14 protein-coding genes are annotated in these 14570 nt (G+C 71.0%); 5 read left to right on the forward strand and 9 right to left on the reverse strand.

Going from position 1 to position 14570, the window contains the following annotated elements; all coding sequences use genetic code 11:
* Positions 1 to 339 precede the first annotated feature (339 nt).
* Positions 340 to 933, reverse strand: coding sequence for a DUF2017 domain-containing protein (locus tag OHA05_RS13280; protein ID WP_313946104.1), 594 nt, complete (start codon positions 931 to 933; stop codon positions 340 to 342).
* A complete protein-coding gene (gene clpS / locus OHA05_RS13285) occupies positions 933 to 1247 on the reverse strand; it encodes an ATP-dependent Clp protease adapter ClpS (protein ID WP_313946103.1) in 315 nt (104 codons plus the stop codon). Before clpS ends, OHA05_RS13280 begins: the two co-directional genes overlap by 1 nt.
* Before the next feature lie 162 nt (positions 1248 to 1409).
* Between clpS and OHA05_RS13290 the strand changes: the two genes are divergently transcribed.
* Positions 1410 to 2738, forward strand: a complete 1329-nt coding sequence (locus tag OHA05_RS13290; protein ID WP_313946102.1) for a nicotinate phosphoribosyltransferase — start codon at positions 1410 to 1412, stop codon at positions 2736 to 2738.
* A 105-nt stretch (positions 2739 to 2843) separates the two neighbouring features.
* Positions 2844 to 3434: a nicotinamidase gene (locus OHA05_RS13295; RefSeq protein WP_313946101.1), complete on the forward strand. Its 591-nt coding sequence runs from the start codon at positions 2844 to 2846 to the stop codon at positions 3432 to 3434.
* 97 nt (positions 3435 to 3531) lie between these two features.
* On the opposite strand, the gene OHA05_RS13300 is transcribed toward OHA05_RS13295, so the two are convergent.
* Together OHA05_RS13300 and OHA05_RS13305 are read right to left on the reverse strand one after the other, a co-directional pair.
* Entirely contained in the window at positions 3532 to 3852 is a 321-nt protein-coding gene (locus tag OHA05_RS13300) for a hypothetical protein (protein ID WP_313946100.1), read from the reverse strand.
* Between the two features lie 123 nt (positions 3853 to 3975).
* Complete coding sequence (locus OHA05_RS13305) at positions 3976 to 6396, reverse strand: immune inhibitor A domain-containing protein (RefSeq protein ID WP_328860678.1); 2421 nt, start codon at positions 6394 to 6396, stop codon at positions 3976 to 3978.
* Positions 6397 to 6767: 371 nt separating this feature from the next.
* On the opposite strand from OHA05_RS13305, the gene OHA05_RS13310 reads away from it, so the two are divergent.
* Positions 6768 to 7091 (forward strand): hypothetical protein, encoded by a 324-nt coding sequence (locus tag OHA05_RS13310; protein WP_313946098.1) that lies wholly within the window; start codon positions 6768 to 6770, stop codon positions 7089 to 7091.
* On the opposite strand, the gene OHA05_RS13315 is transcribed toward OHA05_RS13310, so the two are convergent.
* Both OHA05_RS13315 and OHA05_RS13320 read right to left on the reverse strand, forming a co-directional pair.
* Entirely contained in the window at positions 7080 to 7862 is a 783-nt protein-coding gene (locus OHA05_RS13315; protein ID WP_328860679.1) for an RDD family protein, read from the reverse strand. The genes OHA05_RS13310 and OHA05_RS13315 overlap by 12 nt on opposite strands.
* 84 nt (positions 7863 to 7946) lie before the next feature.
* A complete protein-coding gene (locus OHA05_RS13320; RefSeq protein ID WP_328860680.1) occupies positions 7947 to 9353 on the reverse strand; it encodes an RDD family protein in 1407 nt (468 codons plus the stop codon).
* A gap of 219 nt (positions 9354 to 9572) precedes the next feature.
* Between OHA05_RS13320 and OHA05_RS13325 the strand changes: the two genes are divergently transcribed.
* Positions 9573 to 10055, forward strand: a complete 483-nt coding sequence (locus OHA05_RS13325; RefSeq protein ID WP_327683817.1) for an SsgA family sporulation/cell division regulator — start codon at positions 9573 to 9575, stop codon at positions 10053 to 10055.
* A gap of 6 nt (positions 10056 to 10061) precedes the next feature.
* Here the strand turns inward: OHA05_RS13325 and OHA05_RS13330 are convergent, their stop codons facing one another.
* Together OHA05_RS13330 and OHA05_RS13335 are read right to left on the reverse strand one after the other, a co-directional pair.
* Positions 10062 to 10442 carry a VOC family protein gene (locus tag OHA05_RS13330; protein WP_313946094.1) on the reverse strand — a complete coding sequence of 127 codons (381 nt, stop codon included), beginning with the start codon at positions 10440 to 10442 and terminating at the stop codon, positions 10062 to 10064.
* Positions 10443 to 10575: 133 nt separating this feature from the next.
* The gene (locus OHA05_RS13335; RefSeq protein ID WP_328860681.1) at positions 10576 to 11943 is read right to left on the reverse strand and encodes an FAD-binding oxidoreductase; all 1368 of its coding nucleotides are present in this window, start codon (positions 11941 to 11943) and stop codon (positions 10576 to 10578) included.
* A gap of 108 nt (positions 11944 to 12051) precedes the next feature.
* Between OHA05_RS13335 and OHA05_RS13340 the strand changes: the two genes are divergently transcribed.
* Positions 12052 to 13815, forward strand: coding sequence for a tetratricopeptide repeat protein (locus tag OHA05_RS13340; RefSeq protein ID WP_328860682.1), 1764 nt, complete (start codon positions 12052 to 12054; stop codon positions 13813 to 13815).
* 36 nt (positions 13816 to 13851) lie between these two features.
* Here OHA05_RS13340 and OHA05_RS13345 read toward each other — a convergent pair whose 3' ends face one another.
* Positions 13852 to 14529 (reverse strand): class F sortase, encoded by a 678-nt coding sequence (locus OHA05_RS13345; protein WP_328860683.1) that lies wholly within the window; start codon positions 14527 to 14529, stop codon positions 13852 to 13854.
* Positions 14530 to 14570 lie beyond the last annotated feature (41 nt).

A 14570-nucleotide genomic window follows, 5' to 3' on the forward strand; every position in this document is an offset into this window, starting at 1 on the left:
TCAGGTCCTGATCCCCCCGGATGTGGATGGAGTGCTACCGGCGATCTGCCGGCCCCAGCGCCCCCGGGAACATGGGTGGCGCCCCCGGCGGTCCGGAAGATTTATCACGACTGCAACGTTGATCGGTCGCAGCGAGTGTGGCGCACGGCACAGGAAGAAGGGGACAAAACTCCCCCGAAATCGCAAAGCACGAAGGCTTGGTGACACGATCGTTATCCGGATTTGAGTGTCCGTTGAGCGAATGGAATCCGGCGGGAGCATGACAGAAAGCGGTCCTGGAAACGCGGGCCGGGACGCGCGCGGGCCGGGCGCCGAAGCCGTGGCTCCGGCGCGCCGACCTCAGTGCATCAGTGTCTCGACGAGCGTCTCCTGGAGCACCCCGAGCCAGAGGTACGCCATGACCATCGGCTTGCGCGGATCGTCGTCCGGCAGCCGGTAGAGCTCGTTGTTCTCGTCCTCGTCGCCGACCTCGAGACGGGTGCCGATGGTCAGGCGCAGATCATTGAGTGCCCCGAGCCAGCGCGCGCAGTCGTCCGGCCCGAGCTTCAGGACGGCTCCGCCTTCGCCGCCGGCGCTGAGCGCGTCGAGGCAGCGGACGACACAGAGTGCGTCGTCCCGTTTGCGGGAGCGCAGGTCGTTCTCGGTGAAGCGCCTGAACTCGGCGGAGGCGGCGCGCAGTTCCTCGTCCTGCTCGTCCGCGTCCGGTCCGGTGTAGCCGTCGGGGAACAGCCGGGCGAGCGCCGGGTCGGCGGGCGGTTCGCTCGGCCCTTCGGCGAACATCGCGGCGAGCGGGTCCTCGCCCTCGACCGGCTCGTCGCCGGGGCCGATCAGCTCCAGCATCTGGACGGCGAGGGAGCGCAGGATGGAGATCTCGACCTCGTCGAGCGGGACGGCCGCGCCGCCGCCGGGGATCGGCTCGAAGTGGCCCGCCATCAGTTGCGGTCCTGGGAGAGCGTCGCCCACAGCCCGTATCCGTGCATCGCCTGCACGTCGCGTTCCATCTCCTCGCGGCTGCCGCTGGAGACCACGGCCCGTCCCTTGTGGTGCACGTCGAGCATCAGCTTGTGCGCCTTGTCCTTGGAATAGCCGAAATAGGCCTGGAAGACATAGGTGACGTAGCTCATCAGATTGACCGGGTCGTTGTGGACCAGCGTCACCCAGGGCACATCCGGCTCGGGAACGGCGAAGGTCTCCTCCGCCGATTCGGGGCGTTCGATCTCTGTAGGAGCAACACTCACCCGGTCCATGCTGCCACCCGCAGGGGTCCATCGCACAAACGGGCCTCACATCTCGTCACTCTGACGAGATGTGCGCTACGCTCACGTCATGGCTGCGTCACCCGGGGGGCGACCCCCGGCACCCGGTCGGTCCGACCGGCAGCCCGGACAAGAAGTGTGAGGTTGACCGTCGTGAACCATGCGGACCTTGGCCTGCCGGTGGATGTGCCCTCGACAGCGCTCTTCACGGACCAGTACGAGCTCACGATGCTGCAGGCCGCGCTCCGGTCCGGTACGGCGGGGCGCCGCTCGGTCTTCGAGGCCTTCACCCGCAGACTGCCCGAGGGGCGGCGCTACGGCGTGGTCGCGGGCACCGGCCGGGTGCTCGACGCCGTGGAGAACTTCCGCTTCGACGCCGGGTTGCTCGGCTTTCTGCGCGAGCAGCGGATCGTCGACGAGCCGACGCTCGAATGGCTCGCCTCGTACCGCTTCACCGGCGACATCTGGGGCTACCCCGAGGGCGAGGTGTACTTCCCGGGTTCGCCGATCCTGCGGGTGGAGGGCTCCTTCGCCGAGTGCGTCGTGCTGGAGACCGTGATCCTCTCGATCCTCAACCACGACTCGGCGATCGCCGCGGCGGCCTCCCGGATGTCGTCGGCGGCGATCGGGCGGGGGCTCATCGAGATGGGCGCGCGGCGTACGCACGAGCTCGCCGCGGTGGCCTCGGCGCGCGCCGCGTACGTGGGCGGTTTCGACTCCACCTCCGACCTGGCCGCCGGCTTCCGCTACGCGATCCCGACGGTGGGCACCAGCGCGCACGCCTTCACCCTGCTCCACGACAGCGAGCGCGACGCCTTCCAGGCCCAGGTCGACTCACTCGGACGAGGGACGACGCTGCTCGTCGACACCTACGACGTGGCGGAGGCCGTGCGTACCGCCGTGGAGATCGCCGGGCCGGAACTGGGCGCCGTCCGTATCGACTCCGGCGACCTGCTGCTCGTCGCGCACCGGGTGCGCCAGCAGCTCGACGAGCTGGGCGCACGCGACACCAGGATCGTGGTCACCTCCGACCTCGACGAGTACGCGATCGCCTCGCTGGCCGCCGCGCCCGTGGACGCCTACGGCGTGGGCACGCAGCTGGTCACCGGCAGTGGGCACCCCACCTGCTCGATGGTCTACAAGATCGTCGCCCGTGCCCAGTCGGCCGACCCGCAGGCCCCGCTCCAGCCCGTGGCGAAGAAGTCGATGGGTGCGAAGTCCTCGCGGGGCGGGCGCAAGTGGGCCGCGCGCCGGCTGGACGCCGAGGGGGTGGCGGAGGCGGAGGTCATCGGAGTCGGTCCGGTGCCGGCCGAACTCGCCGACCACCAGCTCCAGGTGGAGCTGGTCAAGGGCGGCACCGTGGTGGGCCGCGAGCCGCTCGACACGGCACGGGACCGGCACCGGGCGGCGCGGTCCGGGCTGCCGATGTCGGCGATCCAGCTGTCCAAGGGAGAGCCTGTCCTGCCGACGGAGTACGTATGAACGCAGCGTGAAGCCCTCTCCCGCTGAGCCGCCCGAGTCTCTAGGCTCGATATCGCCGCTCGCATGCCCCCGCCGCCATTCCCCGGACCCCTAAGGACCCCCGCCATGCACCGCGCACTGATCGTCGTGGACGTCCAGAACGACTTCTGCGAAGGCGGCAGCCTCGCGGTGACGGGGGGCGCCGAGGTCGCCGCCGCCATCACAGACCTGATCGGCGAGGCCGCCGCCCCCGCCGGCTATCAGCACGTGGTCGCCACCCGCGACCACCACATCGAGCCCGGCGACCACTTCTCCGACCACCCCGACTTCTCCCACAGCTGGCCGCCCCACTGCGTGGCGGGCACGGAGGGCGTGGGCTTCCACCCGAACTTCGCTCCGGCGGTGGCGTCGGGCGCGGTCGACACCGTCTTCGACAAGGGCGCGTACGCGGCCGCGTACAGCGGCTTCGAGGGCACGGACGAGAACGGCACGACGCTCGCGCAGTGGCTGCGGGCGCGTGAGGTGACGGAGGTCGACGTGGTCGGCATCGCGACGGACCACTGCGTCCGGGCGACGGCGCTGGACGCGGCCCGTGAGGGCTTCACGACGCAGGTGCTGCTGGACCTGACGGCGGGAGTGGCGAAGGAGTCGACGGAGCGGGCTCTGGAGGAGCTGCGGGGCGCGGGCGTGGAGCTGTCCGGCAAGCCGGTCGTCTGACGCCCGGCCGGTCCCCCGGTGGTCCCGCCCTCGCCCCGTCGGCCCGGAGCCCCACACGGGCCCGGGGCGGGGCCGGGCGACCCGGTGGGGCGCCGCTCTAGCCCTCCCGCACTCGCGCGTCCTGGAGCAGCGCCCGTATCGGGTGCCAGAGCTCCTGGGTCGCCCCCGGCTGGCCGCGCCACAGCAGGCCGTCCGGATGGTGCAGTACGGCGGTGATCTCGTCCGGTGTCGGCGGCTCGACGTTGCCTCGCAGATAGACCGCCCGCAGCCCCAGGTTCCGCAGTCGCGTCAGCGCCCGCGCCCGGTTCCTCGCGAGGACCAGGAAGCGGGCCGTGCTCCCGTCGCCGAGCGGGCTCGGCAGGCTGAGCGCGACGACCACGCTGCCGTTGGGCAACTTGCTGAAACCTCCGCCAGGCATGCGGAACCACTCCCCCGTGAGATGGCGTGTCAATAAGGATCCGGTAGGACGCACCTAAACACGATCGGCCGCCGCCCGCTAGAGGGCGACGGCCGATCATGGTTTGACCTGCGGTTATACCTTTTACTTGGTCGACGGACCAACCTTCACGGTGATCGACTCACCGCTCTTGGGCTCACTCACGATGGAGATCTTGGTGTTGGTGTCAGTTACCTTGACACCCGCCGTCGGGTTCTCGGCGTACCAGTAGACGCCCTTGCGGTCGTCGAACACCGAGGTGCCCTTCTGCGCCTTGATCCGCTGGGCGACATCGGCGTTGTGCAGCGTGAACGCGTCGGTCGGACGCAGGCTGAACGTCGAGTCGAACGTCTGGATCTTGTTCCGCATCAGCGTGCCGTTGGCCCACTTCAGCGGCTTGGCGTGCGCGTCGATCGGCAGGACGAGACCCTGGCCCGGGTGGGCGCTGGTGTTGTTGTCCTTCTGGGAGGTGTCCCACAGCCAGATCAGCAGGCCGTTCTGGTACGGGTAGTGCTCGACCCACCCGTCCTTCGGAGCCTTGAAGCCGAAGTTGTACGGGCCGACCTTGAGGGTCTTGTCGTACGACACGTACTGGCGGTTCTCGGCCAGGTAGTACTGCTCGTACTGCTTGGTGAAGGACTCGGCGATGCGGGAGAAGCCCTTCGAGGTCCAGCCCGCGTCGTCGCCCTCGGCGTTGTCCGTGAACAGCGCCGTACCGTCCGCCGTGACCGTGATCGCGTCGGCCGCGAAGCCCTTGCCGCCCGCGCCGCCGTCCGTCTGGTAGCGGAAGCGGACGTCGATCTTCTTGCCGGCGTACGCGTCGAGCGGGTACACGAGCTTCTTGTACGCGCCGGAGGTGCCGGTCAGCGCCGGCTTGTCGCCCGCGTCGCGCGGAACGGCCTTGCCGTCGGCGGTGCCGTCCACCGGCGTCCAGTTGGCGCCGCCGTCCGTCGACACCTCGGCGTAGAGGTAGTCGTAGCCGGTCTCGATGTCCCACCAGCCCGAAAGCTCCAGGGAGGCCTTGGACTTGCCGGTCAGGTCCACCGGGCGGGACAGGGTGTTCTTGAGGTCGTCACCCATGTCGCTCCACCACTGCTTGGAGCCCTCGGCGGGCTTCACGACGGTGGTGGTGACGGCCTTCTTCGGCAGCTCGACGACGAGCGCCTGCGGCCGCTTGGTGTTGTACTCCGAGACACCCAGCTTGTGGGTGGACGCCTTCGCGGCCTTGCCCTTGGTGTAGTTGAGCCAGCCCAGCTGGAGCTTGTCCCAGGCGGTCATGTCACCGGGCAGGTCGCCGATGGAGTCCTTGCCGGTGCCGAGCCAGGAGCCCGCCGACATCAGGGTCCAGTAGCCGGTCGAGTTCTCGCCCTTGCCCGAGGTGTCGTAGTGGTCGGGCAGACCGAGGTCGTGACCGTACTCGTGGGCGAAGACACCGAGGCCGCCGTTCTCCGGCTGCATGGTGTAGTCGCCGACCCAGATACCGGTGTTGCCCACCTGGGTGCCGCCGGACCGGTTGTTCGCCGGGCCGGTCTTGCCCGCGTCGGTGCCGTACGCGTACCAGCGGTGCGCCCACAGGGCGTCGGGGCCCTGGGCGCCGCCGCCGGCGGACTCGTCCTCACCGGCGTGGACGATCTGGAAGTGGTCGATGTAGCCGTCGGCCTCGTTGAAGTTGCCGTCGTTGTCGAAGTCGTACCGGTCCCACTGGTCGTAGCCGGACAGGTCCGCCTTGATCTGCGCGTCGGTACGGCCCTTGGCCTTCTGGTCGGCGACCCAGGCGGTGACGCCGTCGCGGACCGTGTCCCAGACGTTGGCGCAGTTGGAGTCGCCGCAGTAGTTGGAACCGTAGCGGGCCTCGTTGTAGTCGACCTTGACCCAGTCGGAGACGCCGCCCTCGACCGAGTAACGGCCCGAGGAGGTCTTCTCGTAGTAGGTCTTCAGGGACTCCTTCTGCTGACCGGTCTTCTTGTCCTTACCGGTGCCGAAGTAGAGGTCCTGGAAGTGCTTCTGGTTGTAGTCCGCCTGCCAGGCCGTGGAGTTGTCCAGCTTGGGGTCGGGCTTGGCTATCTTGTTGTGCAGGGGGCCGGGCGCTCCGCCGTACTTCTTCACCGGCGCCTCGGGTCCGTCCGGACCGTCGGGGTCGAACATCGTGGTGTCGTCGACCTTGTCGCCGAACTCCACCAGGATCGTGAAGATCTTGTCCGTCTTCTCCCGGCCGAGCTCGACGTACTTCTTGTCGCCGAGCTTGACGACCTGGGAGCCACCGCGCTTCTGCACGGTCGCGTCGCCGGATATGACCTGCTCCAGAGCGGCTTCGCGCTGCTGCTCCTGCTGCTTGCTGAAGGGTCCGTCGAGGTCGTGCTCGACGTGGTCCTTCTGCGGCGCCGGGTCACGGCGCTCGATGCTCGCGGGCGCCGTGGAGCCCTGGTCCTCGGCCTGTGCGCTGGTGAACGCCGAGGCCGAGGCGGCCGTGGCCGCCAGAGCCACGAGCACCGCGGACGTTCTGATCGTCCGTCGCTTGATGGTCACTTGAATTGGTCCTCCCCCGCGCTACCGTTCGCAGCCGGACTCATGTGGGGTCGTCCGGGCGCGGTACACGCGTCACAAGTGACGACATTCGACCGGAGTTGCCGGAGAAAAGACAGACCTTGACTTGAACAGGCCAACTGCACTATGCAGGAGCACAGTTCCGTTATCCGGACGAGCCGCAGACCGGCCAACGGGCGCACGTATCAGGCCACTTGATGCATCGAATGACTCCGTGCGCCCCCGATGCACCAGCACCGTGGGTTAGGTCACGCTTACCACCCGTTCCCGCCGGGCATCCATCGCCGTACAGTCCCTTGTCAGTGCGACCGCGTTGAGAGCCAGCCCCCGACGTCCCGAGGACGGATACCGTCATGCCGCGTCCGACTGCCGCACAGCTCGCCTACGGTTCGGCCACCGTCGTCTTCTCGACCCTCGCGCTGCTGTTGCTGACGCGGACCGCCCACCCCGTCGGCGTCGCCGCCATCGGCGTTGCGTCCATGGCGCTCGGACTGCTGGTCGCGGTGGCCCTGCCGATGGGCCGGGCCGCACAGGCGGCGAGGGCCGCTCAGGCCGCGCGCACCGCCCGCGTGAAACATGCCGCGGCTTCCGCCGACGGTCTCACCAACCGGGTGCCCGGGCCCCGCGCCCGCGTCGGCGCCGAGGCCAGGGTCGGCGAGCACTCGCTACGCCGCTGACACCACCACGGTCTTGCCGGCCTTGTCGTGCAGGCCCTGTTTGTAGGGCTTGTCGGTCAGGATCGTGATGATGATGACGAGCCACCAGATACAGAAGCAGCAGACGAGCGCCGGCACCCACAGCACCACGGCACGCAGCAGCGAGGAGCCGGTGTCCGGCACGCTCCCGTCGTTGAGCATCGCGACCCGCAGCTTCATCAGCTTCTTGCCGACGGTCTGGCCGTTCCTCTTGACCATGAGGGTGTCGTAGCCGACGTAGGCGACCAGGGAGATCAGCGACCACAGCCACTGTCTGCCCGTGTTCAGGTCGCCCGCGATGTCGTCCCAGGTGTCGCCGTTCGCGTCGACGCCCCAGCCGCCGAAGATCAACGACAGCAGGAACAGCGGGATGAACACGATCAGCGCGTCGATGACCCGGGCGAGGAACCGCCGGCCGAACTCCGCCAGCGGCGGCATCCCGGCAAGGGGATCGACCCCGCCGTAGGGACCGCCCGGACCGCCGCCGTAGGGACCGCCCGGTCCTCCGCCGTACGGCCCGCCGGGCCCGCCGCCGCCGTAGGGATCGCCCGCGCCGGGGCGGCCGCTTCCGTACGGGTCACCACCCTGCCCGCCGTACGGCGAACCCGGCGGCGGCCCCTGTCCGGAACCGGGCGGCGGCCCCGGAGGAGGCTCCTGCGGACCGCCCGCCGACGGCGGCGTGGGGTCCTGCGGCTTCTTGAGGAAAGGGTCGTCCTCGGGCGGCTGGCCCGGCGTCGGCGCGTCGTTGCTCATGGGGGCAGTGCACCGCGCCGAGCGGGTGCCCGCAACGGCTCGCGTGCCGTTCGGGGGACCCCCGCGCGCGCCGGTCCGGACGGGTCAGCCGGTGACGAAGGTGTGCGCCGCCTTGTCGTGCCAGCACTGCCGCCAGGGCCGGTCGAACAGACACCACAGGACGTTGACGACGCCGACCGCGATGACGCCGAGCACGCCGTAGACGAGCCAGCGGCGCAGCGCGGCACCGAACGACGGAGGGTCGTGGGACTCGATGTCCATGACCGACAGACCGCAGACCTTCTTGCCCAGCGTGCGGCCCCACTTCGCCGTCGGCAACGCCTCGTACAGCACCCCGAACACCAGCAGGGCGCCCAGGATGATCGCGAGATGGACGGAGGTGGTGCCGTCGATCAGCCAGACGGTGACCGTCTCACCGGACTGCTTCGCCGCGTCGATCTTGTCGTTGATGTGCGCGAGCGCCTGCGAGCCGACCGGTACGGCCACGGCTCCGACGACCGCGCCGAGCAGCACGGTGTCGATCAGCCGGGCGGCGAACCGCTTGCCCAGCGAGGCCGGGCGGGCCGACGCCTGCGCCTGGGCGGCCGCGAGGAAGGGGTCGTTGACCGGCGGCTTCCAGGGGGTGACGGGCGGGTCGTTGTCGGTCTCCCGGGCGAGTCGGTGGACCTGCTGCGCCCAGGAGGCCGAACCGCCGCCGGGGCCGTCGGTCATGGGAGCGTGGCCGGCCCGCTCGGGTGCCTGCTGCTGCGGCACGTCCGGCGTCTGCGGCGTCTGCGGCTGAGCGGGTGCGGACGCGCCGGGGGTCATGGACCGGACGCTGAGACCCTCGTCGGTCCGTCCCGCGGCCGCGGCGGCGGCCCGCAGGGCGCGGATCGTCACGGTGTGGTCGACCGGGGGCTGAGCCTGCGGGCCTTGCGGCGCCGAAGGGTCGGCGGTGCCGGCGTCGGCGGCGACTCCCTGACGGGAGCGCATGGCACGGATGGCGGCGGTGTTGTCCGTCCGGGACTCACCGGCGTCGTCCCCGCCGAGGGAGCGCACGCCGGGCAGCGCGCCGCCGGTCGGGTCGCCGGCCTGGGACGGAAGCCGCGGGTCCGCGGGGACGCCCGCCGCCGGTCCGCCGTGGGCGGCCGGGGTGCGCGGGTCCTGGGGACCGCCCCACGAGACCCGGTTGTCGCGGTCGCCGCCGAAGCCGGTCTGCCGGGAGGTGTCGGCGGCCCAGGCGGTCGCGGGTTCCGGACGGGAGGGCTGGTCGGACGGCTCCTCGTCGAAGAAGTGCGGTCCGGTCTCCTCGACCCGGGCTGCCGGGGTCTGTTCGGGGGCTGCCTGGCCGGGCCCCGGATCCATCGCCTCACCGGCGTTCGGAGCGGGCCGGCTCGTGCCGGGCACCCAGGCAGCGCCGTTCCAGTACCGGACGTATCCGGGGATGGACGGATCCGGGTAGTAGCCGGGCGTCGGACTTCCGTCGCCGGTGGCCGGGGTGGGGGCGCTCATCACCGTGGTCCCGTATCTCCTCGAGAGCCTCAATACAAGGCACCACATCTATCAGACCCTTGAGTGTCCCCGGGCCGGTCCCGGCGTAACGACCACTTTCCGGTCACCCTCCGATCACAGAAAGTTGTTCCCCGAACCCGCGTCATAGCCGGCGGGGACCGCGCTCTCCCCTTGCAGGGCCCGCCCACGGGCCTCGTACCCGAAGGGAAGAGCACTGTCATGCACTCAGTGGTGGAACGCGAACTGGAGCTGAAACTCGTACTGTCGCCCGAGCGGAGCGTCCCCGTTCCGGCCCGGCTGACCTATCGCACGGACGATCCGTACGCCGTGCACGTCACTTTCCACGTCGGCTCCGACAGTCCGGTCAAGTGGACCTTCGCACGGGAGCTGCTGGTGGAGGGGGTGTTCCGGCCGTGCGGCCACGGCGATGTCCGGGTCTGGCCGACCAAGGTCGACGGCAGAAACGTCGTCCTGATGGCGCTCAGCTCACCGGACGGCGACGCGCTGCTGGAGGCGGTGGCCACGGTGGTGTCGGCCTGGCTGGAGCGGACGCTGCGGGTGGTTCCCCCGGGCTCCGAGTCCGAGCGGCTGGGCATCGACGACGGTCTCGCCGAGCTGCTGGCGCCCACCCCGGCCGACGATCTGTGGCTGCGCAGCCCCTGGCCGTCGGACGAGTCGCAGGAGGGCGACGCCCATGCGTGAGAGGGATCAGACGTAGGTATGGGTGATGAACTCGATGGAGTGGCCGTCGGGGTCGTCGATGTACACCCCGCGGCCACCGAACAGGTGGTTGATCCGCTGCGGCTCGGCGTGCGCCGGGTCGGCCCAGTACGGCAGTTCCCGCTCCGTGATCCGCGCGAAGATCGCGTCGAACTCCTCCTCGGAGACGAGGAACGCCAGATGCTGGGAGACGATCTCGGCGTCCCCGCTCCGGTCGTAGTAGTCGAGCGTGACCCCGCCGCTCAGGGCGACACTCGCGAAGGGGCCGAAGGCCTTCGGCTCGGGTTCGTCGATGAGTTCGGTGAGAAAGCGGGCGGCGGCGAAGCGGTCACGGGCATGGACGATGGTGTGGTCGAGGCGTGCGGGCACGGCTGCCTCCTCCTGGGCGCTTGCCCGGCGGCAGGACCGCCGGGCCGATGTCTCCACGCTAGGACCACGGGGACGGCCGGGCATCGGCCATCGGTCCGACGGCCCGGCAGACCTTGGACCGAGGACCCGGGGCTCAGAAGAGCTTGCCGGGGTTGAGGATGCCGAGCGGGTCGAAGGTGGCCTTGATGCCGCGCTGCAACTCCACTCCCACCGGCCCGAGTTCGCGCGCGAGCCACTCCTTCTTCAGAACGCCGACGCCGTGCTCGCCGGTGATCGTGCCGCCGAGTTCGAGGCCGAGCGCCATGATCTCGTCGAACGACTCGCGGGCCCTTCGGGACTCGTCGGCGTCGGTGTGGTCGAAGCAGACGACGGGGTGGGTGTTGCCGTCTCCCGCGTGGGCGCAGACGCCGATGGTGAGGTCGTACTTCTCCGCGATGCCGGCCGTGCCCTCCAGCATCGCGCCGAGCTTCGAGCGCGGTACGCAGACGTCGTCGATCATGGTCGCCGTCTTCACGGTCTCCAGCGCGGTGAGCGACATCCTGCGCGCCTGGAGGAGCAGTTCCGACTCGGCGACCGTGTCGGCCGGGACGACCTCGGTGGCACCCGCGGCCTTGCACAGCACTCCGACGGCGGCGAGGTCGGCGGCCGGCTCCGGGGTGTCGAAGGCGGCCAGCAGCAGGGCCTCGGTCGTCTCGGGCAGCCCCATGTTCGCCATGGCGTTGACCGCCCGCAGCGTCGTGCGGTCCATGAGCTCCAGCAGCGACGGGGTGTGGCCGCGCTCCATGATCGCGCAGACCGCGTCGCAGGCGGCCGCCGCCGAGTCGAACTCCGCCGCCAGCACCAGCTGGGCGGGCGGCTGCGGCCTGAGGGCCAGCACCGCTTTGACAACGATGCCGAGGCTGCCCTCGGAGCCGACGAAGAGCCTGGTGAGGTCGTAGCCCGCGACGCCCTTGGCGGTGCGGCGGCCGGTGCTCAGCAGCCGGCCGTCGGCGAGGACGACGTCCAGGCCGAGCACGTACTCCGCGGTCACGCCGTACTTGACGCAGCACAGTCCGCCGGACGCGGTGCCGATGTTCCCCCCGATCGTGCACATCTCCCAGCTGGAGGGGTCCGGCGGGTAGTAGAGCCCGTGTTCGTTGACCGCGCGGGAGAGCACGGCGTTGACGACCCCGGGCTCCACGACGGCGATCCGGTCGACCGGACTGATCTCCAGGATCCGGTCCATTTTCGTGAGCGAGAGCACGATGCACCCGTCCGAGGCATTCGCGGCGCCGGACAGGCCGGTGCGGGCGCCCTGGGGAACGACCGGGACACGCAGTTCGGTCGCGGTGCGCATGACGTGCTGCACGTGTTCCACCGTGCGCGGGAGGACCACGACCGCGGGTGTGCCCGCCTCGCAGAAGCTCGCCATGTCGTGTCCGTACGACGCCGTCACATCCGGATCGGTGATGAGGGCATCGGCGGGCAGGCCGGAACGCAGCCGTTCGAGAAGATCGTCCATGGACCCAGCGTCGCACCAGGGGCCATCGGTGTGAACCCGTCTGCGTTCCGGTTCACAGGGCCGGGTGTGTTCTTCGTATTTACTGCTCGCTGACGCACAGTGAGCGCCATGAACAGCGAACATCTGAAGACCGCCGCGATCAGCACCCTGGTCGCCGCGACGCTGGTCACCGGAGTCGTCGTGCTGGTTCCCGCCCGCGACGAGCTGGGCCCCCGCCCGGCACCCGGCAGCCCCGGCGCCCGGGCGCTGGCCGCCACGGCGACGGGCATTCCGGCCGCCCTCGACGACCTGACCGCTCTGATCGCCGAGCGGGAGCGCTGGCTCCAGGCGCACCCCCGGGACGGGGACTCGTGGGCACTGCTCGGCTCCGCGTATGTGGAGCGGGGCATGCGGCTCGCCGACTGGACCGCGTTCCCGAAGGCCGAGAGCGCCCTGCACAGGTCTCTGGAGGCGCTGCCGGCGGAGGAGGGCAACACCGAGGCCCTCATCGGCCTCGCCACTCTGGCCAACGCCCGGCAGGACTTCGTCACCGCCCGCGCCCTGGCCGAGCGAGCGGTCAAGCAGCGGCCGAAGCGGTGGACGGCGTACCCGGCACTGATCGAGGCCTGCAACGGCCTCGGCGACTACAAGGCAGTCATCAAGGCGATGGACACCCTCACGTCGCTGCACACGGGGTCGCAGGCGCTGGGGCTGGCCGCGCGGGTCTACCGCAACCGCGGCTGGCGCGAGGACGCGGCAGCCACCGCGTACGACGCCGTGGGCAGCGCCTCGAACCGCGCGGAGAAGGCGGTCGCCCTCCAGCAGCTGGGCGATCTGGCCTGGGAGCGCGGGGAGCCGCAGGAGGCCGTCGAGGCCTACGACCGTGCCCTGAAACTCGCGCCGGACCACCACCCGGCCCTGGCGTCGCGGGCCCGCGCGCTGGCGGCACTCGGCCGTACCGACGAGGCCTTCCGCGACTACCAGGCGGCTCTGGAGGAGCTTCCGCTGCCGCAGTACGCCCTGGAGGCGGGCGAGTTGTACGAGTCGCTCGGGCTGAACGGGGACGCCCAGTCGCAGTACGAGCTGATGCGCACCTCGGCCACGAAGGCCGGCGAGCACGGCGTGAACCAGGAACTGGTGCTCGCGCTGTACGAGGCGGACCACGGCGACCCCGAGGCCGCCGTGCGCCGGCTCGAGGGCGAGTGGAACCGCAAGCACCGCAGCATCCAGGTCGCGGACGCGCTGGGCTGGGCCCTGTTCAAGGCGGGCCGGGCGAAGGAGGCGCTGCCGTACGCGAAGAGGGCGACGGACGAGGGCCTGCGCAGCCCGCAGTTCTCCTACCACCGGGGGGAGATCGAGCGGGAGCTCGGTCTGTGGGGTCCGGCCCGCCGGCACCTCGCGGAGGCGCTGCGGATCAATCCGCACTTCTCGCCGCTGCTGGCTCCGCTGGCCACGGACGCCCTCGCCGCGCTCGGGGAACTGCCGGACGGCGGTCCCAAGAAGGTGACCGGGGAGGAGCGGGACGCGGATCCCGTGCAGGGCGACGGGGTCACGGGCGGCCCGGTGAGGCCTAAGCAGGAACCCTCCGAGCGGGCCCGGTCGGGCAGCGCGACCCCGTCCGCCGACGGAGCGGGGACGGGGTACGGAGCAGGCGCGGGCACGGGCTCGTCCGGTACGGATGCCTCCGGTGCGGGATCGTCCGCGACCGGCTCCTCGGGCTCGCACTCCGGCGGTACGGGCCGGGGGACGAGCCAGGGCTCCGGTGCCGGGCAGCAGGCACCGCCGTCGCAGCAGTCCCCCGGGCAGTCCGCGGGCACCGCGCCGCGGCAGAACGCGAACGCCCAGCCGCCGGCGTCCGGCGGGCCCGGCAACGCGCGGCCGGGGGGCAACTGACCGTCGCGGGCGACCGGCCCCGGCGCAGAGCCGGGGTCAGCGGAGGGTGGCGTAGACGATGAGGTTGTCGACCGGGTGGCCCTGCGCGTCGAAGGCTCCGTCGCAGGTGATCAGCCGCAGCTCGCGGCCCGCCGTGCGGCCGTAGACCCGTTCGGTGGGAAAGGCCTGCTTGCTGACCGTCTCCGTGGCGGTGACGGTGAAGTGGGCGGTCGCTCCCGCGGCGTTGCGCACCGCTATGTCCGCGCCCCGGGCGATCTTCCGGAGGTCGTGGAAGACGGCGCGGCCGTGGCGGGTGTCGTTGTGACCGATGATCACGGCGGCCCCGCTGTCGCCCGGGACGGCCGCGCCGGTGTACCAGCCCGCGGTCATGCCCCGGTCCGCGGGCGGGACTTCGACGGTGCCGTCCCGGTTGAGGCCGAGTCGCATCAGCGGGCCGGTCACACCGATCGAGGGGATGCTCACCTCCACGGGGTCGGCTTTCCGCTTCGGGGCGGGGTCGGCCTTCTGCTGACGGGCGGGATCGGAGGGCGCTGTGGCGGAGGCGCGCGGTGTGCCCGCGGCCGGGTCCTCGTCGGCCGCCGCGGAGCAGCCGGTGACGGCGGCGAGAAGGGCGAGGGCGAGGGCGGTGGCACGAAGGGGACGGGCGGGTGCGCGGGACGCGCCGGTCCGCGCCTGCCCGAAGGCGGGCTGACCGGGACGGTGCGGCGGGGTCATCGGAACTCCTGAGGCGGCAGAGGTCCGCGGGGGCGGCGCCG

Origin of the sequence: Streptomyces sp. NBC_00306, from assembly GCF_036169555.1 — a bacterium.
Classification (GTDB): domain Bacteria; phylum Actinomycetota; class Actinomycetes; order Streptomycetales; family Streptomycetaceae; genus Streptomyces; species Streptomyces achmelvichensis.

Excerpts from the sequence above, each read along its gene's own strand:
- OHA05_RS13280 (WP_313946104.1), bottom strand. The coding sequence starts at position 933 with ATGGCGGGCCACTTCGAGCCGATCCCCGGCGGCGGCGCGGCCGTCCCG.
- clpS (WP_313946103.1), bottom strand. The coding sequence starts at position 1,247 with ATGGACCGGGTGAGTGTTGCTCCTACAGAGATCGAACGCCCCGAATCG.
- OHA05_RS13295 (WP_313946101.1), top strand. The coding sequence starts at position 2,844 with ATGCACCGCGCACTGATCGTCGTGGACGTCCAGAACGACTTCTGCGAA.
- OHA05_RS13300 (WP_313946100.1), bottom strand. The coding sequence starts at position 3,852 with ATGCCTGGCGGAGGTTTCAGCAAGTTGCCCAACGGCAGCGTGGTCGTC.
- OHA05_RS13310 (WP_313946098.1), top strand. The coding sequence starts at position 6,768 with ATGCCGCGTCCGACTGCCGCACAGCTCGCCTACGGTTCGGCCACCGTC.
- OHA05_RS13315 (WP_328860679.1), bottom strand. The coding sequence starts at position 7,862 with ATGAGCAACGACGCGCCGACGCCGGGCCAGCCGCCCGAGGACGACCCT.
- OHA05_RS13320 (WP_328860680.1), bottom strand. The coding sequence starts at position 9,353 with ATGAGCGCCCCCACCCCGGCCACCGGCGACGGAAGTCCGACGCCCGGC.
- OHA05_RS13325 (WP_327683817.1), top strand. The coding sequence starts at position 9,573 with ATGCACTCAGTGGTGGAACGCGAACTGGAGCTGAAACTCGTACTGTCG.
- OHA05_RS13335 (WP_328860681.1), bottom strand. The coding sequence starts at position 11,943 with ATGGACGATCTTCTCGAACGGCTGCGTTCCGGCCTGCCCGCCGATGCC.
- OHA05_RS13340 (WP_328860682.1), top strand. The coding sequence starts at position 12,052 with ATGAACAGCGAACATCTGAAGACCGCCGCGATCAGCACCCTGGTCGCC.
- OHA05_RS13345 (WP_328860683.1), bottom strand. The coding sequence starts at position 14,529 with ATGACCCCGCCGCACCGTCCCGGTCAGCCCGCCTTCGGGCAGGCGCGG.